Genomic DNA, 18,964 nt, shown 5'->3' with positions numbered 1-18,964 from the left:
CTTGGATGCGCAAGTGACGTCGCGCCAGCAGCGCTCAGTTGAGGTATCGCGAGGCGGGCGCCTGATCCACGCCTTTGGCGTGGGGGGTACAGGCAAAGCTGGTAGCCTTTGCCGGATCGCCGCTGCGATAATCGGGGAAAGCGGGATAGGCGCAAATCGGCCGTTCCTGCGCTGGAGATGTGGTTCCTGCCGGCTTGCGGGCAATGATCTGCTGGGGGATCTTGGCACCTTCAGTCCATGCGACCAACTGCATCAATATGTCATTCTCAGGCGACACCGGCATTGCCTCGCCCCACTGCCCTATGTTCGTCACGCCTGGTCCTCCGAAGCAATGGCCCATGCCCGGAACCAGAAACAGGCGCGCAAATCTTGCAGCCTCCGACGTCCCGCCGACTGCGGCGGTCAGCCGATCATAATAGTTCACGACCTCCGCCACTGGCACTGCCGGATCAGCGACACCGGTGTAGAGGAAAAGCTTGCCGCCGCGGCGTGCGAAGTCCGACAGGTCAGCGACATTGGCGTTGAGTGTGCTGGAAAGGCGTGCATCGACCCGATCAAGATCATGGTTGAAATCGAAGCTGGATGGCTTGAACGAGGCGCCTAGCGCCCAGTCGAAGAGGTAGAATTGCTGTTTGGGCCATTGCGCAGATCCTTGCATGGCAGGACCAAGTGGCTGGTCTTCGCTGCCAACGGTCAAGCCAGGATAGATGCGCTCCCCCGTTTCAGGGTTAGTCGGCCCGGCATAAAGGCGGCGCAACGTGCCGATCTGTTCCTCGGAGAAACAAGCGTCAGACGTTTCACCTGCCTGACATAGCCGTAAATGGCTGACGTCGAACCGGCATTGCCTGGGATCGGTAAGGAAGCGATCACCTGGCGCGCCGCCATCCTTGCCGGCGCATGTCTTGATCACGGTTTGGGAAATGGTCTCCCATTGAGCCGAAGACATCTGAGCGGCGGGGTATGCTGTTAGGGCAGCATGGTTCCAGACGAACGATGCGGCCACATGCGTTCTGTTATTGCCCGGATCGCCAGCCAATATACCGTCATAATCGGCAGGATATCGCTGCGCTGCGCTGAGCGCTTGCTGGCCACCGGTCGAGCAGCCCGCAAAATAGGCCCGAAAAGCAGAGGTCTTGTAATAGGCGGAGATGACGAGCTTTGCGATCCGCGTCATTTCGTGAGTCGCTCGGTAGCCAAAGTCCGTCCAATGCTCGGGTTTGTTCAGGCTCTGATTTATATCGGGTGCCGTACCCATATCGGTATTGGCCACAGCAAAGCCACGCTTCAGGCCCTCTACCATGCCCATTTCATAGGCGATCATGCCGGCGCCGCCACCATTGCCGGTTCCCAGAAAACGCCCGTTCCAATCCTTCAGCGGCAACCATACCTCTATGCCGATATGGCTCTGGGTGGAGGGGGTAGCAACAATCTTCACCTGGCAGAAGGCCGGCATATCGCGCAGTCGGTCTGCAAAATCGGGCAGCATTGCGGGGCGGGAGAGGGTGAATGCACCTGCTGGAACGGAGGCGCTCGCCATCACCTTTGCGCCAGGCAATGCCATAGCGGCTATCGCCCTGCAACGCTGACCCTCAGCATCCCTGGTGCCGGCTTGTCTGGCTGCCGCTACAGGCGCCGCCGAGGCAAGAAGGGTGGTTCCCAGCAATGCGGCAAGGCTTAACGATTTCACACTCACAAGATGGTCCTTTCGGGCACGAGGCAATAAAGGGGCCGGCGTTTTATGTTGCTGTTCTCACAGGCCAACTTGCTGAAGATCGACATGACGGGTTTCGGGACTGCGCCACAAAGCAATCAGCGAGATGACAACCAGTCCGACGCACAAGATGGTAAGCCCGACGGAGCTCCCGTTCGATCGTCCAGCGATCCAGGCTGCGACAAAGGGTGTTGGCCCGGCGAAGATGAGATTGGCGCCTGTATAGGCGAGGGCCGATCCGGCGTAGCGTACCGAGGTAGGAAATTGCTCTGCGAAATATGCCGGCAGGATACCGCTTTGTGCCTGAATGCTACCGCCAAATAGCGCCATGGCGATCACGACTACCAGGATGTTCCCGCTGCTGAGCAGCTGGAAATAAAAGCAACTGATCGCAAGCATCACTATCCCTGCAACGATCAAGGGTGGTTTGCGCCCGAAACGATCTGTCGAAGCGCCGCCCAGAACGGTTGCAGCGATCGCAATGACATTGGCCGTCATGACGCAGGCGAAGATAGTGCCGCGCGTGAGCGCAGTATGATCGGCCAGATAGGCGATGGAATAGATGTTCACGATCCAGAAACAGGATGCTGGCGCCGCCCAGAACAGCAAAAGTCGTACAATAGTGCCGTAGTGAGGAGAAAGGGATCGATCTTGTGAGGGATAGCAAGGTTTGAGCCTCTCTACCTCTCTTTCTCTTTCGAGTGCCTCGAATGCTGGTGTCTCACTGACATGATAACGCAGATATACGCCTACGGCGACGAGCAGGATGCTGAGCAAAAACGGAATACGCCAGCCATAAGCCTCAAACTTGGCTTCATCCATAAGGGCGGCAAGGCAGAACAGCATACCGTTGGCGAACACCAGACTGACAGGAGCGGCGACATTGATGAACGATCCAAACAATCCCCTGCGGTGCGACGGGGCATGTTCCATCGTAAAAAGTTGCGCCCCGGTCGCTTCTCCACCCAAAGCGAACCCCTGAAGAAAACGCAAAACTACGATCAGTAGCGGCGCCCAGAAACCTATGACTGCGTAGGGTGGCATAAGACCGATCAGAAGCGATGAGACGCCCATCAGAATGAATGTGGCCAGCAGAACTTTCTTTCGCCCGACACGATCGCCAAGCAATCCAAAGATAATGCCGCCTGCCGGCCGTGCGAAAAAACCGACGCCAAAGGTCGCAAAGGACGCCAGAATCGCAGTCGCCGGGTCCAGCGTGGGGAAAAAGAGCTTGGGAAAGATGGTCGCAGAAACCGCGCCATAGGCTGTGAAATCGACCCATTCCAAGGCAGATCCCAGTGCGCTGCTGAAAATAGCTTTACCGGATTGTTGCGATTTTTCGCTCTGATCGACCAATCCTATGGCCGAGCCGATGCCCGCGTCTCTCCCTGACATTCGCGCCCTCTCTCTATGACCGTGATTATATCGTAGCCCGGATGCGACACGCCCGTGTCGATCCTAGACCATATTGGCCGATGCTCACGACACCGCCATTTTATATGTTTATATATGATTTATAGCATGTGCCAGTGAAATATTGTGCACCTCAGAGCAAGACTGACTGCGTGTCCCAAGTTGACAGGGATCGAAATCTACGCAAGTGAGATTCACTTATAGGATATCCATTGCATATTTTGGCACGCAGCGACAGTGAAATGGTGATGGCGAAGAGCGCTGCCCACTGCGCGCAATCGCGCGCTTGAGAAGGTTTCGAGTGTTGGGAGAGAATGCATGAGAATTTGCAGAGCGATCGGTGCGGCCCCGATCTTTGCGGCAGCTTTATATTCAGCCTTCGCACAGGCGAAAACCGCCGATGCGTCACCAGATGCGCGCGCGGATGCGACCGTGCGCGCGATGCGTCCCGAGGAGAAGGTCATTCTCACGCATGGCGTAATGGCGGTTCCTATCATTGGACCGTTAAGCCTGCCGTCCGATGGGGTATTGGGTGCCGGCTATATTCCGGGGATAGATCGGCTGGGCGTCCCGTCGCTGCGCGAAAGCGATGCCAGCCTTGGCGTGTCCTACGTATTTGGCATGCGCAAGGATGGTGCGACAGCACTGCCCTCGGCCCTGGCGATGGCGTCGACCTGGAATCCCGGCCTTATCCGTCGCGGCGGACAAATGATCGGCTCAGAAGCGCGGGCGAAAGGGTTCAACGTCTTGCTAGCCGGGGGCGTCAACTTGATGCGCGATCCGCGCAATGGCCGCAGCTTTGAGTATTTCTCCGAAGATCCCTTGCTGTCGGGTATATTGGCCGGCAACGCTATAAAGGGCATTCAGTCCAACCATATTATATCGACGATCAAGCATTTGGCGCTCAACGGCCAGGAAACCGGCCGCAAGTTTGTCGATGTGAAGATCTCGGATGCCGCGGCACGCGAGAGTGATCTGCTGGCATTCAAGATCGGCATCGAGATTGGCGATCCTGGAGCGGTTATGTGCGCCTATAATCGTGTAAATGCAGAGCATGCCTGCGCTAGCGATTATCTGCTGAACAAGGTTCTCAAGCAGGACTGGCGCTACAAAGGCTTCGTCATGTCCGATTGGGGGGCGGTGCCCGGTGTAGACGCGGTACTCAAGGGCCTGGACCAGCAATCTGGCGAGCAACTCGACACAGCCATATTCCTGGGGGATAAACTGGCAACTGCAGCGCAGTCGGATCCGCGCTATGCAGCGCGTCTCGACGATATGAACCGCCGTATTATATGGGCAATCTATGCCAATGGGTTGGACAAACATCCGGCCCAAGCGGGAGGCTCGATCGACTTCGCCGCAAACAATGCCGTCGCGCTGGAAACCGGTAAACAGGGCATCGTCCTGCTCCGTAACGCGCGCGGCGTCCTTCCCTTGGCGAGAACCGCCAAGTCGATTGCCGTAATCGGCGGCTTTGCCGACATTGGGGTGCTCTCGGGTGCAGGGTCGAGCCAGGTTCACGGCCCTGAAGGTCCTGCGGCAAATCTGACGCTCGGCGATGCCGGGCCATTTTCCGTTTTCATGTCACAGCAATATCATGCGTCCGTGCCGCTCAAGGCGATCAAGGCCATGGCACCCCAGGCCGTTGTAAAATTTCGTAATGGACGGTCCGCCAGCGAGGCCGCCAGCCTCGCGGCGCAGGCTGACATTGCCATAGTCTTTGCCAACAAATGGTCAGGTGAAGGTATGGACCAGCCTGACCTGAGCCTCCCCGATGGCCAAGACGCGGTGATCGCCGCCGTCGCTGCTGCCAACCCCAACAGCATTGTGGTGTTACAAACGGGCAATCCCATCTTGATGCCATGGTTGAATGACACGGCCGCGGTGATCCAGGCCTGGTATCCCGGCGCGCGGGGCGGGGAGGCGATCGCTTCGGTATTGTTCGGGGAAACCAATCCCTCTGGCCGTCTCCCGGTGACTTTTCCTGCCAGCGAAGCGCAACTGCCCCGGGTCAAACTTGATGGCTTTGACACAGTCGAGCCAAGCTTTGCCGGCAATCCAACACATCCCGATGAGAAACTCGTTGCAGATTATGATATCGAGGGATCGGACCTTGGCTACCGCTGGAATGCGCGCGAGGGGCACAAGGCCCTGTTTCCCTTCGGCTATGGCTTATCCTATACCAACTTCCAGACGTCGGGCCTGAAGTCGGACGGAACGACAGCCACTTTTCTGGTTCGCAACACAGGCGACCGCGCAGGCGCGACCGTGGGCCAGGTCTATCTGGTCAGTCGCAATGGCGAAGCCAAGTTGCGGCTGGTTGGTTTCAGCCGGGTCGAGTTGGCGGCAGGGACGGCTCGCACAATTTCGGTCTCGATCGACCCGCGCCTGCTCGCTGACTGGAAAGACGGGCAATGGTCGATGCCAGGGGGCACATTCACCTTCGCGCTTGGCGACAATGCAGAAGCGCTGGGCAGCGCGGTTAGCGTGCGGATGTCTGCCCGGACCTGGAAAGACTGACAAGCACCCGACACCCACTGCCAGCGTGACGTTCATCCAGTGCATTTTGGAGACAAGGTCACGAAGCCTTACCTCGGAGCAGACGGTCGAGCCGCATTGTGGCGGCTCGACCGGAATGGATGGGGACGTCTGCATATCCCGGATCGGCGCGGGGATGGGGGGCTGCATCCAGTTGGAATGTAGGCCCCCACAAAACGCATCTATTCGGCGTCTGGCTGCTGCTCTGGAGAAGCCTTTGCGAATGCGTCGAGTGCGAGGCATCGCGCTTCGATTGCAAGAAGCCGATCCCATTTGAGATCGACACCAAAGCGGCGGGCATTCACGAGCTGTGGAACCAGGCAGATGTCCGCGAGCGTTGGTGCGTTACCGAAACAAAAGGGCGTATCCTTTTCCCTGATTAGCATGTCACAGGCAGAAAGCCCGTCCTCGATCGCTGTCCTTGCCCAGCAGTTTATGTCGTCTTCAGCTAGCCCCAAGGCCCGCAGTCGGTCGAGGATCTTGAGATTCTGCACTGGGTGTATGTCGCAGGCGATAACCTGAGAAAATGCGCGAACATATGCTCTTTCGAGTGCATCGGACGGAAGAAGTGGCGGGTCCGGGTAGACCTCATCGAGATAGTCGCAGATTGCCAGCGACTGCGTGAGGACAGCGTCGCCGATTTCCAGCGTCGGGAGAAGACCCTGTGGATTGAGGGCAAGATAATCTGGTGCATTCTGTTCGCCGCGACGCAGATGGTGAAAGGCGTCGCTGTAGGCGACTCCCTTGAGATTGAGCGCGATGCGGACCCTGTAGGACGCAGTCGATCTAAAATATCCATGTAGAAGCAAGTTGAAGCCTTTCTATCTGACTGCACGAAGGAGGAAAACAGCGATAGCCGCGACCACGGCCGGAACGATCGCCGTGAGGAGCAGCTGTTGGCTCGACCAGCCAAGGCTTAGCAACGCGCCGCCAGCCATTGGACCGAGGATCGAGCCAATTCGGCCCACACCCAGGGCCCAGCCGACACCTGTGGACCGTATTGCCCCAGGATATGCGGAAGCGGCGACAGCGTTCAGGCCGATTTGCCCGCCAACTATGCCAAAGCCCGCCGCTGCGGCTCCTGCCAGCAGCAGGGTGACATTTGCACCGGAATAGGCGATGACGAGGATGAAGGCGGCAGACGCCAGATAGGCAAGGCCAAGTACGATCGCTGGATCGCGTTTGTCGATTAGTCTTCCTAACATTATCGCGCCGACGACCCCACCCAGATTGAGGATGGCGGTCGAAGCGATCGCGATTTCAAGGGATAGGCCAAGACCGCTCAGGAGCGAAGGCAGCCAGTTTACCAGAAAATACATGACCAACAGGTTCATGAAAAAGGCCAGCCATAACAGGAAGGTTATCGGCGCTCGTCCGCCGCGGAAGAGTTCGAATATCGGAAATTTCCTGGCTGCGCCCGTTTCGGCCTCGCTTCGAATTTGCGCAATGCAATCCGCCGGGTTTAACTTAGGATCGATCCGCCGCAGGATCAGCGCAAGCTTCTTCTCTCCATCTGCTTTCATCGCGAGAAAACGGGCCGATTCCGGCATTGCGATCCACAGTATTGGAATGAGGATCAACGGCAGGATGCCACCACAAACAAATACCGACTCCCAGCCAAATCGCGTGATAAGAGGCGCACTCACGAGGCCCCCGATCGTCGATCCAAGAGGAAAGCCGCAGAACATGATCGTCACGAGGGTCGCCTTTAGACGGGCCGGCGCATATTCGTTGGTGATGGCGATGAGGTTGGGCATCGCGCCACCAAGCCCGATGCCCGTCAGCAGCCGGTAGAAAAGCAATTGGTCGATGTTCGTCGCTCTAGCCGTCAGGAGCGCGAAGAGGCCGAAGATTACCGTACAAAGAATGATGACCAGCTTGCGACCAATATGGTCGGCGAGAGGCCCCAGAATGAACGCACCGGCTGTGAGGCCAAGTAGTCCGGCGCCGAATATGGGACCAAAAGCCGCCTTATCCAATTTCCAAGTTTCAGCGATGGTTGGGGCCACATAGGCGATCGCCTGTGTGTCGAAGCCGTCAAGGCCCGCGACAAGAGCGCACAATGCAGCGATCCTGAACTGATAAGGACCAAAGCGAGCGGCATCGATCCCGGAAACCGATCGGGCCTCCGTCGCCATCCCTGCCATAACTACCCTCCTTTGGCGGCGGTCTTAGCGCCGCCTTGGAAACGGTGAAAATCAGTCGGTAGCTTTAGGCCCGATCGTAACTTGCGTCGGTTCGAGACCTTCGACCGTGACCAGCACGATATCACCCTCCACCACCGCGCCCACGCCGGCGGGCGTGCCTGTGTAGATCAGATCGCCTGGTTCGATCCGATAGAGCGTGCTCAGAAAGGCGATGACGTCGGCGACGGGCCAGATAAGCTCGGTCAAATCGGCATCTTGCTTGACCTCGCCATTGACTGTGAGGCGGATCGCGCCCTTTTCAATATGGCCCACATCAGCAACCGGGTGGATGGGTCCCAAGGGCGAAGACTGTTCGACATTCTTGCCGGTATCCCACGGCCGCCCTTGAGCGCGTGCGGTCAACTGCAGATCGCGGCGGGTCATATCGAGACCTGTCGCATAGCCGTAAACATGGTCCAGAGCGCTCTCGACCGCGATGTTCCGTCCGCCTTTACCAACGGCGACGACCAGTTCGGCTTCGTAATGGAAGTCCGACGTTTCACTCGGGTAAGCAATAGTCGATCCGCTCGGAACGACCGTCTCGGCCCACTTGGTGAAGAAGAAGGGCGGTTCACGATCGGGGTCACGTCCCATTTCCCGCGCATGTGCTGCATAGTTTCTGCCGACACAAAAAACGCGGCGTACCGGGAAATCGTCGCCGCTGGTTGTCTTGGCGAGCGTAGGCGGAAGAACGTCAAAAAGGGTCACGCAAGTTGCTCCTTGTAGAGATTGAGTTTTTGCTGCGAAGCCTTGTCTGAGAAGCCAAACAGCACGAGCTGGCTTCGGGCTGAGAGTTCAAGAGCCTTCCAGGACGGCACGACGAAGATGTCGCGCGGCGATAATGCCATGCTTTCACCGTCAATAACGGCCTCGCCCTCTCCCTCGACCACGACAAATGTCGTGCCGTCGGTCGCGCGTCGCGAAAGGGTGGTAAAGCCCTGTGGGATCAGCCGCACATGCGCGGAGATAGTTGGCATGATCGGACCACCATCGGCCGGGTTCAGAAATTCGAGCGCATGACCCAGATGAGGGTCGATTTCCGCTTGCGCGGCCATTGCGTCGAGCGCGGGGCGCCAGGAAGCATAGGGATAATGGAAGAGTGGCTGGTGCTGTGGCCGGCGATCTGCCACACCGCCGCGCATCGGCCGCATATTGTGGCCATATCGCACCAGCGTATCGCCTGATTTCACGGTCTGCGGGTGCATCGCCTCAGGCAGTTTTTCCGCAAAGCTGGCATCGAAGTGGCGGACTGTGGGTATATCGAGCCCGTCGAGCCAGATCATTGGCTTATCGGTGAAATTGCCATGGTCATGCCACTGACCGCCCGGCGTCAGCACGAGGTCAAATGGGCGCATGATCGCCTTTTCGCCGTCGACCGCCGTGTAGGCGCCTTCGCCTTCGATGACGAAACGCAGGGCACACTGGCTGTGGCGATGGCATGGCGCCACCTCGCCAGGCAAAATCAACTGAAGTCCAGCATAGAGGCTCGGCGTAATCGCCGAAAGGCCCGAAAGCCCTGGATTTTCGAGAATGAGAACGCGACGTTCCGCCTGGTCGGCCGAGATAAGATCGCCAGCGCGCATGAGATAGTCGCGTGCCAGGTCATAACTCCAGCGATGCACCAGTGCAGGACTGTGCGGTTGGCTCAGCACCAGCGCGCTGAGAACTTCCCATAGGGGTGTAAGGCTTTGCGGAGCCATTTCGGCATAAAGAGCCTCAAGCTGCGAGAGCTGGTCGTTGGGCAGCGGCTTGTTCATCTTGCCTCCGATTGATTGCCAAAGCGCTTGCGACCACGTTCGGCAAGAATTTCGGCCCAGAAGGGCCGGCCGAAGGGAGCTGGTCGGATGGGCACCGCGCTCTGCAGCTCCTCTCCGTCCATTTCCGGTCTCCCGCCGGCCACGTTCATCCTGCTAAAGATATTCCTTAATGTCAAATGGTTTGCATAATGAAGAAGGAGTGGTGCGTGTTTGGTGATCGTTTACGACATTTTTGGAATGCCGAAGACGCAGACCCCGTGAGCTTTCCGGCCACCGGTCAGAAAAGGTATCGCTCCGGTGATACCCAGGCCTGGCTCGCCGATGTTCTCACGCAGATCGCAGACATCCCACAAAGCCGTCTCCACGAACTGCTTCCCTGGAATTGGCGCGCCACAGACGATCAACGCCAAGCAGCCTGATCCGCGGTTCTCACCGGATGCATACAGAAAAGGCGGGTACCGGCAAGATCAGTCAGAATTGCAGATCGGAAGACGGGAAACATGGCAACGCGCTTCCCCTTGGCATGACCATAGCACTGAACTCGCACGTATCGGTGCAAGGCGGTCACACGACCGCCCCTTGGCAAGCGTTAGAGCCTATCTCTTCGTCGAAGAGGAGGTGCATTGTGCAATCGGCAAGGCCTGCGTGTCGCCCTGTCGATCATATGGAAGCGCATGGAGCAGTGAAGGCTAGCTCGCATGGGGCTAACTCTCACGACCGGAGGTCTTAGGCTTCATCACATGACAGGCGCAACAGGCCCGCGGAACTGTCCCCGGACCTGTTGTTGCGAACTGCAAATTGTTCAGCGGCTGTTTGCCGACGCCCCACCGAAGCCGGAGCATCGATAGCTGGAAGCCAGTTTCGGATCGCCCTTCACATAGCTGATCGCCTGCGGGAAGGGGCAGATCGGCATCTGCCTGGTAGAAGTGGCCTCGCCAGCTTCCAGAACCATCTGGGCCGGAGGCTTGCCAGCATTTTCGGTCCATTCGGTGAGAGCCGAATAGAATTGGCCGGGCGCGAAGTTCGGAACGACGGCCTTTGAGTTAGCTGTCCCGTTCGGTGTGCCATGGCCAAGGCCGGGCACAAGAAAGAGCCGCCAGAAAGTACGCACTTCGTCGATGCCGCCAAGTTCTTTCGCGACGCTTTGATAATAATGTACCGTGCCCTGGACCGGTATGACCTCGTCGGCCATCCCATGCCATGTCAGAAGCTTTCCGCCGCGCTTGCGGAAAGCGCTAAGGTCGGGATTGTCGGTGTTGATGTTTCCAAATGACGACTGCAGCGCAATCCCGCGATCGAAGGCGAAAGATAGTCGGGCAAATGTCAGCTTCTTCCAATTTGACTTCCCATTTGCCGTCAAATTCTGGAAGTTTGGTTCTGCGATCGTTGGATCCTGCATCTCAAGCGCGACAACATGCGTAGCGATGGAGAATGGATGGTCTGGGTTGGCAAGACCTTCAAAGCCGGGAAAGTCCAGGTAAAGCTTGGTGCCGCGCGTGGGGCCGAACCAACGGCGCGGTTGCGCCAATATCGCCAGCTTTTGCGGATCAGTGTGCCAGCCATTGTCAGTCAAAGGGTCCCGAACGCTGCCATCTGAAGTCATGCCATACCAGAATTTGTTAACAGCACGAGCCTCGGCATTGGACAAACATGCTGGCAGAGGCGCTTTCCCGCCTTGTCCAACGCAAATAACAGAAGCGTCGCGAACGGGATCATATCGGCAGCGAGCAGGGTCAATGATGTAACCGAGATGCTCGCCTCCAACGGTATCGCAGGCCGCGATTGCGGCGTTGGAAACCAGGTCGAGCTTCTGCTTGTCGAGCGCGCGTCCACCAAGGTCCCGCTGGATGACAATCTGCGGGTAGAGTTCAGAGGTGATGAAGCGCGTCCAGTTTATGGCGGGATACATGGCAATGATCCCGTCAAAATCCTCAGGATGGTTCTGCGCAAGATTGAGGCCTTGCCTTCCTCCCGTCGAGCCGCCGTCCCAATATGCGTAGCGTGGGTTCTTGCCGTAATAGAGCGCCGCCAAGGCTTTTGATTTGACCGCTTGCTGGTGGATCGCACGAGATGCGAAATCAATCCACAATCGAGAATTGATGGCGCCATCAGGGAGCATCGCGAAGCTTCCGCTCATCACTTTGTGACCAGTGTCCGTCGTAGAAGACACCGCGCCTTCGCGCATCGCCACCTCGACCGCTTGCAGGCTAGCGATAGTGCCTGGTTGTCCGGCCGGTCCACCCTGCCAGCCGCCTCCGCCAATAGCATGAAGCCGTTCGTTCCAATCGGCTGAATCCGGGAGCCAGATCTCGATACCGATCCCGTCCGATGTCGAAGGTGCATTGGCAGGACCAGGATTGCCGGGGCCTACCATCAGCTTGACCATGCAGATATTTGCCGTCGCAACCGCCATGTCAGGCTTCGTGGGTGCTTCAAGCGTAAGGGGGCTGCCCTTTTTGATATAAGCGACTTGCACAACGCGTGTTTCGTCATCCGGCTTGAAAAGGACCTTCAATCGATCGTCACAATTGGGCGAAACAGTCGGCGTGGAGCGTTCGGTCGAAGCGGGCGCTGCGTATGCAACTGGCCCTGCCATGACGCCGAACGCGAGCGAACTGACCTTTGCCAAGGCTATGCTGGCGAGTGCAATGTTCTTCGACATGTCTTTCAAATCTCCCCAAGGTGCAGAGAATGCGATATTATAAAATAATAGACATTTTATAATATCAAATTTCGGATTGAGCCAGTTCTGTTTTATGAAATCGCTGATGAAAGCGCCGCCGTGGTGCGCTTAGCCCTGATCGTATCGGGATATGAGCAGTGTCAGCCGGGAGCCATCAGCACAATACGACGCGTCCAAGCCAGGTTGTGCCGCGCAGGAGTGAGCGTTGCTATCTCAGTATAGCTACGGGCTACACCCGCGCCCGATCTATGCCTTGCGCATTATGGCTTTTCGCCCTGCATGTGACCCGAGACAGGGCATGTTTGGAGGCGTCATGCAATCGTCCAAACTCAGAAGGTGTGAGACTGTGAAACCCTTCGTGCCCATCGCGAAGATCAATATCTAAGAGCCTGATTCAAAATTATCCTTCGTAAATTCATAACCTTGCGATGCGGCGGGCGAAGAGCTGGATCGAGGCTATGAACAGCCATGCGGTTGCTGACGCGATGGTTTGCTCGAAATCCTTGGCCAGTCGGCGGTTTCGATTCAGCGATGCCAGCGTCCGCTCTACGACCCAACGGCGTGGAAGGACCACGAAACCCCTGGCGGTATCGGACCGTTTGACGATCTCGAGGTTCCATTTGCCGATCCGGCTCAGCGCCTGCCGGAGTTTGTCTCCAGCATAGCCGCCATCGGCAAACACATGGCGCAGCCACGGGAAGCGCTTGATGATCTCGGTCAGCACCAGCGGTGCACCGTCTCTGTCCTGAATGTCGGCGGTGTGGATCACGGCGTGGACCAGATTGCCCTCGGTGTCGGTGAGGATGTGGCGCTTGCGGCCCTTGATCTTCTTGCCCGCATCATAGCCGTGAGGACCGCCGGATTCGGTGGTTTTGACGCTCTGGCTGTCGATGACCCCGGCACTGGGCGAGGCATCGCGCCCGGTCTCCTCGCGTCCGATCAGCAATAGGGCATGATTGAGCGACAACCAGAGCCGGTTGTCCCGCCAAAGGTAAAACCAGCGCCGCACTGTCGAGACCGGCGGAAAGCACGGTGGCAGCATCCGCCACGGCAGACCGCCGCGCAACAGATACAGGATCGCCTCGATAATCCGTCGCAGCGGCCACTTGCGCGGACGGCCCACATGCGACGGCGGCGGCAAAAACGGCTCAAGCAGCGCCCATTCAGCGTCGGTCAAATCACTTGGCAAAGCCAAGTCCGCGCGGGCATACTGCGTCCGAGTGGTGTCGGTCCACATCCTTGATCTCCGGTAGTCTTCGCAAAACCACCTAAATCAACGACTTGGGCTGGCGTCAAGCTAACCCACTGATACCACTCAACTTAGTTTCGGATCAGGCACTAATGGGTTCCAATTATAACCGCCGGCACTTCATAACCCCAACTTGCATATTGACGAGCGATGATCGATGTCATCAGCTTAAGTTCTAGAGATTGATCGCCAGGTCGGTGGCTCATGATGATGGGCGATGTTGCTTGCTCGGCCAGTTCGCGAAAGGCCACATCGTGACTCCTCGCGCGCCGGACAGATTCTGGAACAATCGCCATTCCTTCTTCGGCCGCAACCAGTCCGATCGCAATCTGAAGTTCACGAGCCTCATGGACGATGCGTGGCTCGATTGCATGGTCGCGGAACAGGGATATGACCTGGTCGGCATAGCTGGGGCGGGGCGCGCGGGGGTAGATGATCTGGGGCTCGTCGACGAGATCGCGCAGCGAGATCGGGCCATCGCCAAGCGCCAAAGGATGATCGACGGGGAAGGCGGCGATCAGCCTTTCGTGGCGCAGGATTACCCGCCGAACAGCCGGATCCTCGAAACGAATGCGCCCGAAGCCGACGTCGATGCGACCGTCCTTGAGCGCTGCGATCTGCTCAAGCGTTGTGCTCTCGACCATCACGAGTTCGACATTCCTGGCCGCCTTGCGGAACTCCCGGATTAGCTCAGGCAGTCGGGCATAGATGGTCGACGCGACAAAACCGATCACCAACCGACGGCTTTGGCTGGAGGCGGCGGTCTTTACCATCGTCTCGACATCTTCCATGCGAGCCAGCAACTGGAGCGCCTGGGCGTAGAGGAGGCGACCGATATCCGTCAGCCTGAGCGGACGGCTGGTCCGGTCGAGCAGGGGCGCGCCGACATGGGCCTCAAGTTGCTGGATCGCACGCGACAAGGGTGGTTGGGCCATGTGCAGTCTATTGGCGGCGCGATTGAAACTGCCTTCGTCCGCCACTGCCACGAAATAGCGCAAGAGACGCAGGTCCATCACCAACTATACCTCAAAAGTATCGACTGTTGACCGCATTGATCTTTGAACTGATTTCGGCGGCGGAGTAGCTATGCCCTGAAACGTAAGCAATTAGGAGAGTCGCCGCAATGGCTGGATTGAGCCACGCCGATACCTTCATCGTCGATGTGCCGACGATCCGGCCACATGTGTTGGCCATGGCGACCATGCACGCCCAATCGATGGTGATCGTCCGCCTCACTGATGCAGACGGTGTGGAAGGGATCGGGGAGGGGACCACGATTGGCGGCCTCAGCTACGGCGAGGAAAGCCCCGAAAGCATCAAGTCGGCGATCGACACCTACATCATTCCCGTTCTGGAAACCTGCGATTTGACGCAGGTGGGCGCCACCATGGGCAAGGTTGCCCGCTGCGTGCGTGGCAACCATTTTGCCAAATGCGCGGTCGAAACGGCGCTGCTCGACATGGCGGGCAAGCGGCTCGGCATTGCGGTGTCCGAACTGATCGGCGGTGGCCGGGTGCGCGACAGTCTGCCGGTGGCCTGGACGCTGGCGAGTGGTGACACCGCGCGCGACATTGCCGAAGGCGAGGAAATGCTCGATCGCCGGCGCCACCGCATCTTCAAGTTGAAGATCGGCAAGCGCGAGGTGCGTGATGACGTCGCCCATGTCGGCGCCATCTGCAAGGCGCTCGGGGACCGCGCCAGCGTGCGAGTGGACGTCAACCAGAACTGGTCCGAGGCGCAAGCCAAGATCGGGATGGCGATGCTCCACCATGTCGGTTGCAACCTGGTCGAACAGCCGATTGCGGGCGACGCGATCATCGCGATGGCACGCCTTTCGATGAACCAGCCAGTGCCGCTGATGGCGGACGAGGCGCTCACTGGTCCGCGCAGCGCGATGCGGATCGCCTCTGCCCATGCCGCGGGCGTCTTCGCGCTCAAGATCGCCCAGTCGGGCGGCCTGTTCGCGACGGCTCAGGTGGCCGCCATCGGCGCTGCCGCCGGGATCGGCCTCTATGGCGGCACAATGCTTGAGGGCGGAGTGGGGACGGTGGCATCGGCACATGTCTTTGCCACCTTGCCAGAGCTAGCCTGGGGCACCGAATTATTCGGTCCGCTGCTCCAGACCGAGGACATATTGAGCGAACCACTTGGCTATGCTGATTTTTCGCTCGCCGTGCCGACCGGACCGGGCCTGGGCATCACCTTTGACGAAGACAAAATCGCCTTCTTCCGGCGCGATCGCACGTTGCCGGTTCTTCACGCCGTTAGCGCAGGAGCCTGAAACCGATGCTGTTCATGGTAGAAATGGACGTCAGTATTCCGCTTGATTTCAACGTGGAGGAGGCTTCCCGGATCAAGGCTGCGGAAAAGGCATATTTCCAGGAATTGCAGGCCGCTGGAACATGGCGTCATATCTGGCGCAAGGTGGGCCTATATTCCAACATTTCGATCTTCGATGTCGAAAGCAATACCGCCCTGCACGACATGCTGATGGCGCTGCCGCTTTATCCTTTCATGACCATGAAAGTGACGCCTCTCTGCCGCCATCCCTCCTCGATGCACGAGGATGATCGCTGACCAACAGATTGCAAGTCTAGGAGAGAAAAATATGGGTATCAGCTTTGTAGAAACACCGGAAATCCAGAACCTGCTCGACCGTGTCGCAGGGCTGGATACGCAAGGGGGCGATCCTCGCCTCAAGGCGATCATACGCGACCTGATCGAGGCGTGCATGACCGTCATTGCCCGTTATGACATCAGCGAGGATGAGGTGTGGAACGCGGTCAATTTCCTACAGGGCGCCGCAGGCGCAGGGGAGCTTGGCCTGTTGATGCCGGGCGTCGGCCTTGAACATTTCATCGATCTCTATCTTGATGCCAAGGATGCGCAAGCGGGCAAGTTGGGTGGCACGCCGCGTACGATCGAAGGTCCGCTTTACGTGGAAGACGCACCGATCGTAGAGAGCGGCGCATGCCTGACCGACGATGTCGACGAGACTGACACGCTGTACATGACCGGCCGCATCATGGGCCCCGATGGCGAAGCGGTAACCGAAGGCCTCGTTCATGTGTGGCACGCCGACTCCCAAGGCTTCTACTCGCATTTCGATCCGACCCGCGAACAGACGCCCTTCAACAATCGTCGCCGGTTGAGGATCGCAGCGGACGGTACCTATGCCTTCTACTCGAAGATGCCGAACGGCTATTCCGTGCCGCCCGGCGGCGCGTCCGACACGCTGATGAAGGCGCTTGGCCGCCATGGCAACCGACCCGCCCATGTACATTTCTTCATCGAGGCGCCGGGCTATCGTCGACTGACCACGCAGATCAACTTCGGCGATGATCCGTTCGCAGCCGACGATTTTGCATTCGGGACCCGCGAGGGGCTGCTGCCGGTGCCCAATCGTCAGGGCGACAGCGCTCACATCGCCTTCGACTTCCACTTGCAGCGTGCCGACGATGCAACCGACGAAGTCTTCTCGACCCGCAAGCGCTTGGTGGTGGATGCTGTTGAGCCGGTCAAAGAGCCGACCTGAGAGGATATAGGATCATGACTAGTCCCATGGCGCTACTGCGCAAACGCGTCGAAACGGCGGTCGTTGACGATCCGGAAACCGGCATCTTCCGATGCCGCCGCGACGTCTTTACCGATCCCGACCTGTTCGATCTGGAGATCAAATATATCTTCGAGAGCAATTGGGTCTATCTGGCCCATGAAAGCCAGGTCGAGCAAAAGAATGATTATCTTACCGCATGGATCGGCCATACGCCGGTGATCCTGACACGGGCCAAGGATGGCGGCCTCAACTGCGTGGTCAATGCCTGCGCCCATCGCGGTGCCAAGCTGTGTCGCCGCAAGCGGGGGAACCAGCCCTTGTTCGTGTGCCCCTTTCATGGCTGGAGTTTCAAGACCGACGGCAAGTTGCTGCGCGCCAAGGATGCCAGTACGGGCGCCTATCCCGACAGTTTCGACCATGAAGGGTCGCACGATCTGACCAAGGTTCGGGTCGAAAGCTATCGCGGCTTCATATTCGGTTCCCTGAACCATGATGTCCTGCCGCTGGAAGAGCATCTGGGCGAGGCCAAGGTCATTATCGACCAGATGGTCGACCAAGCGCCCGAGGGGCTCGAAGTGCTGACCGGCAATTCCACCTACACCTTCCATGGCAATTGGAAGATGCAGATGGAAAATGGCTGCGACGGCTATCATGTCAGTTCTGTCCATGAAAATTACCAGTCGACCATGGGCCGCCGTGCCGAAGGCGGGACCAAGGCGGTGGACGCTAATGGCTGGTCGAAGGCGCCGGCGAGCGGCGTTTATGGTTTTGAGCATGGCCATATCCTGCTCTGGACGCAGGTGCTGAACCCCGAAGTTCGGCCCGTCTGGAACTATAAGGACCAGCTGGCCGAGCGACTGGGCGAAGACAAAGCGAAGTTCATTCTCGAACAGACCCGTAATTTGGCGCTCTATCCCAATGTGTTCCTGATGGATCAGTTTTCGACCCAGATCCGTGTCGTGCGGCCGATCGACGTGCATACGACCGAGGTGACGATCTATTGCTATGCCCCCAAGGGCGAAAGCGTGGAGGACCGTGCCCATCGCATCCGCCAATATGAGGATTTCTTCAACGTCACCGGCATGGGAACGCCCGACGATCTGGAGGAATTCCGCAGTTGCCAGTCGGCTTATGAGGGCGCTGGCGAACTATGGAACGACCTTAGCCGTGGTGCGACCCGCTGGATCGCAGGGCCCGATCGCAATGCGACGGCGATGGGTATGAACCCGCTGCTGTCGAGCGAACGTAGCGAGGATGAAGGGCTGTTCGTGCGTCAGCACGAATTTTGGGCGCAGATCATGCTCGATGGAATGGCCAAGGATGAGAGCGCGGCACAGATGATGGAGGCGGCGGAATGACACTGGTGCTCGACACAGCGCGCGCGGCGCTCTCCTACCAGGACATCTGCGCCTTTCTCTATCGCGAGGCGCGGCTGCTCGACGATCGTGAGCTGGACCAATGGCTGGAATGTTATTCGGAGCAATGCGAATATTGGATGCCGGCCTGGACCGATGATGATGTGCTGACCACCGATCCCCATACCGAAATCTCGCTCATCTATTATGGCAACCGCAGGGGGTTGGAGGATCGTGTCTACCGGCTGAAAACCGAGCGATCGTCCGCGAGCACGCCCGAAGCGCGGACCTCGCATTTCCTGTCGAACATCGAGGTGCTGGAAACCGGCGCCGACGCAATCGAGCTACGCTATAATTGGCATACGCTCAGCCATCGCTATCAAAAAACGCAGCAGTTTTTCGGTACGAATTTCGTGACGTTGGACGTCAGCGGCGCGGCGCCGAAGATCCTGAAGAAGAAAATCGTCCTCAAGGACGACTATATTCACCAGGTCATTGACGTCTATCATATTTGAA

15 protein-coding genes and 1 pseudogene are annotated in these 18,964 nt (G+C 58.3%); 7 read left to right on the top strand and 9 right to left on the bottom strand.

The genetic code is table 11. The annotated features are described in order from the left end of the window. Positions 1–34: 34 nt before the first annotated feature. Both BMY84_RS13895 and BMY84_RS13890 read right to left on the bottom strand, forming a co-directional pair. Positions 35–1,561, bottom strand: coding sequence for a tannase/feruloyl esterase family alpha/beta hydrolase (locus BMY84_RS13895; RefSeq protein ID WP_218146956.1), 1,527 nt, complete (start codon positions 1,559–1,561; stop codon positions 35–37). Between the two features lie 189 nt (positions 1,562–1,750). Next, positions 1,751–3,106, bottom strand: a complete 1,356-nt coding sequence (locus tag BMY84_RS13890; protein WP_093084581.1) for an MFS transporter — start codon at positions 3,104–3,106, stop codon at positions 1,751–1,753. A 336-nt stretch (positions 3,107–3,442) separates the two neighbouring features. Here BMY84_RS13890 and BMY84_RS13885 point away from each other — a divergent pair, with 336 nt between their 5' ends. Continuing rightward, positions 3,443–5,644, top strand: coding sequence for a beta-glucosidase family protein (locus tag BMY84_RS13885; RefSeq protein WP_093084579.1), 2,202 nt, complete (start codon positions 3,443–3,445; stop codon positions 5,642–5,644). Between the two features lie 200 nt (positions 5,645–5,844). On the opposite strand, the gene maiA is transcribed toward BMY84_RS13885, so the two are convergent. The 4 genes from maiA to gtdA are packed head-to-tail and all read right to left on the bottom strand — an operon-like array spanning position 5,845 to position 9,605. After that, positions 5,845–6,471, bottom strand: coding sequence for a maleylacetoacetate isomerase (gene maiA / locus BMY84_RS13880; protein ID WP_093084578.1), 627 nt, complete (start codon positions 6,469–6,471; stop codon positions 5,845–5,847). 12 nt (positions 6,472–6,483) lie between these two features. After that, the gene (locus tag BMY84_RS13875; RefSeq protein WP_218146955.1) at positions 6,484–7,809 is read right to left on the bottom strand and encodes an MFS transporter; all 1,326 of its coding nucleotides are present in this window, start codon (positions 7,807–7,809) and stop codon (positions 6,484–6,486) included. A gap of 51 nt (positions 7,810–7,860) precedes the next feature. Continuing rightward, positions 7,861–8,556: a fumarylacetoacetate hydrolase family protein gene (locus tag BMY84_RS13870; protein ID WP_093084577.1), complete on the bottom strand. Its 696-nt coding sequence runs from the start codon at positions 8,554–8,556 to the stop codon at positions 7,861–7,863. Next, positions 8,553–9,605, bottom strand: a complete 1,053-nt coding sequence (gene gtdA / locus BMY84_RS13865) for a gentisate 1,2-dioxygenase (protein WP_093084575.1) — start codon at positions 9,603–9,605, stop codon at positions 8,553–8,555. The genes BMY84_RS13870 and gtdA overlap by 4 nt, the downstream gene beginning before the upstream one ends. 299 nt (positions 9,606–9,904) lie before the next feature. On the opposite strand from gtdA, the pseudogene BMY84_RS13860 reads away from it, so the two are divergent. Continuing rightward, positions 9,905–10,024: pseudogene (locus BMY84_RS13860) on the top strand (transposase domain-containing protein); the annotation flags it as partial. Positions 10,025–10,407: 383 nt separating this feature from the next. On the opposite strand, the gene BMY84_RS13855 reads toward BMY84_RS13860, so the two are convergent. The 3 genes from BMY84_RS13855 to BMY84_RS13845 all read right to left on the bottom strand — a co-directional run bounded on the left by BMY84_RS13855 (position 10,408) and on the right by BMY84_RS13845 (position 14,550). Next, positions 10,408–12,267, bottom strand: a complete 1,860-nt coding sequence (locus tag BMY84_RS13855) for a tannase/feruloyl esterase family alpha/beta hydrolase (protein WP_093084574.1) — start codon at positions 12,265–12,267, stop codon at positions 10,408–10,410. A gap of 436 nt (positions 12,268–12,703) precedes the next feature. After that, a complete protein-coding gene (locus BMY84_RS13850) occupies positions 12,704–13,525 on the bottom strand; it encodes an IS5 family transposase (RefSeq protein WP_093084572.1) in 822 nt (273 codons plus the stop codon). 101 nt (positions 13,526–13,626) lie between these two features. After that, entirely contained in the window at positions 13,627–14,550 is a 924-nt protein-coding gene (locus BMY84_RS13845; protein ID WP_093084571.1) for a LysR family transcriptional regulator, read from the bottom strand. 110 nt (positions 14,551–14,660) lie between these two features. Between BMY84_RS13845 and BMY84_RS13840 the strand changes: the two genes are divergently transcribed. The 5 genes from BMY84_RS13840 to benB are packed head-to-tail and all read left to right on the top strand — an operon-like array spanning position 14,661 to position 18,963. After that, on the top strand, positions 14,661–15,818 hold the full coding sequence (locus BMY84_RS13840; protein ID WP_093084569.1) for a muconate/chloromuconate family cycloisomerase: 1,158 nt from the start codon (positions 14,661–14,663) through the stop codon (positions 15,816–15,818). A gap of 5 nt (positions 15,819–15,823) precedes the next feature. After that, positions 15,824–16,114 (top strand): muconolactone Delta-isomerase, encoded by a 291-nt coding sequence (gene catC, locus BMY84_RS13835; RefSeq protein WP_093084568.1) that lies wholly within the window; start codon positions 15,824–15,826, stop codon positions 16,112–16,114. A 31-nt stretch (positions 16,115–16,145) separates the two neighbouring features. Next, positions 16,146–17,072 (top strand): dioxygenase family protein, encoded by a 927-nt coding sequence (locus BMY84_RS13830; RefSeq protein ID WP_093084566.1) that lies wholly within the window; start codon positions 16,146–16,148, stop codon positions 17,070–17,072. 14 nt (positions 17,073–17,086) lie between these two features. Beyond that, positions 17,087–18,451 carry a Rieske 2Fe-2S domain-containing protein gene (locus tag BMY84_RS13825; RefSeq protein WP_371262419.1) on the top strand — a complete coding sequence of 455 codons (1,365 nt, stop codon included), beginning with the start codon at positions 17,087–17,089 and terminating at the stop codon, positions 18,449–18,451. Then, a complete protein-coding gene (benB, locus tag BMY84_RS13820) occupies positions 18,448–18,963 on the top strand; it encodes a benzoate 1,2-dioxygenase small subunit (RefSeq protein WP_093084563.1) in 516 nt (171 codons plus the stop codon). The genes BMY84_RS13825 and benB overlap by 4 nt, the downstream gene beginning before the upstream one ends. Position 18,964: the final 1 nt, after the last annotated feature.

This window comes from Sphingobium sp. AP50, assembly GCF_900109095.1.
Taxonomy (GTDB): domain Bacteria; phylum Pseudomonadota; class Alphaproteobacteria; order Sphingomonadales; family Sphingomonadaceae; genus Sphingobium.
This window is presented reverse-complemented; position numbering and strand designations above follow the sequence as displayed.

Bases quoted from the DNA above. Each gene is read 5' to 3' on its own strand.
- catC (WP_093084568.1), top strand. From the start codon at position 15,824: ATGCTGTTCATGGTAGAAATGGACGTCAGTATTCCGCTTGATTTCAAC.
- BMY84_RS13825 (WP_371262419.1), top strand. From the start codon at position 17,087: ATGACTAGTCCCATGGCGCTACTGCGCAAACGCGTCGAAACGGCGGTC.
- BMY84_RS13885 (WP_093084579.1), top strand. From the start codon at position 3,443: ATGAGAATTTGCAGAGCGATCGGTGCGGCCCCGATCTTTGCGGCAGCT.
- BMY84_RS13845 (WP_093084571.1), bottom strand. From the start codon at position 14,550: ATGGACCTGCGTCTCTTGCGCTATTTCGTGGCAGTGGCGGACGAAGGC.
- BMY84_RS13890 (WP_093084581.1), bottom strand. From the start codon at position 3,106: ATGTCAGGGAGAGACGCGGGCATCGGCTCGGCCATAGGATTGGTCGAT.
- BMY84_RS13895 (WP_218146956.1), bottom strand. From the start codon at position 1,561: ATGGCATTGCCTGGCGCAAAGGTGATGGCGAGCGCCTCCGTTCCAGCA.
- BMY84_RS13830 (WP_093084566.1), top strand. From the start codon at position 16,146: ATGGGTATCAGCTTTGTAGAAACACCGGAAATCCAGAACCTGCTCGAC.
- gtdA (WP_093084575.1), bottom strand. From the start codon at position 9,605: ATGAACAAGCCGCTGCCCAACGACCAGCTCTCGCAGCTTGAGGCTCTT.
- BMY84_RS13855 (WP_093084574.1), bottom strand. From the start codon at position 12,267: ATGTCGAAGAACATTGCACTCGCCAGCATAGCCTTGGCAAAGGTCAGT.
- BMY84_RS13875 (WP_218146955.1), bottom strand. From the start codon at position 7,809: ATGGCAGGGATGGCGACGGAGGCCCGATCGGTTTCCGGGATCGATGCC.
- BMY84_RS13850 (WP_093084572.1), bottom strand. From the start codon at position 13,525: ATGTGGACCGACACCACTCGGACGCAGTATGCCCGCGCGGACTTGGCT.
- benB (WP_093084563.1), top strand. From the start codon at position 18,448: ATGACACTGGTGCTCGACACAGCGCGCGCGGCGCTCTCCTACCAGGAC.
- BMY84_RS13840 (WP_093084569.1), top strand. From the start codon at position 14,661: ATGGCTGGATTGAGCCACGCCGATACCTTCATCGTCGATGTGCCGACG.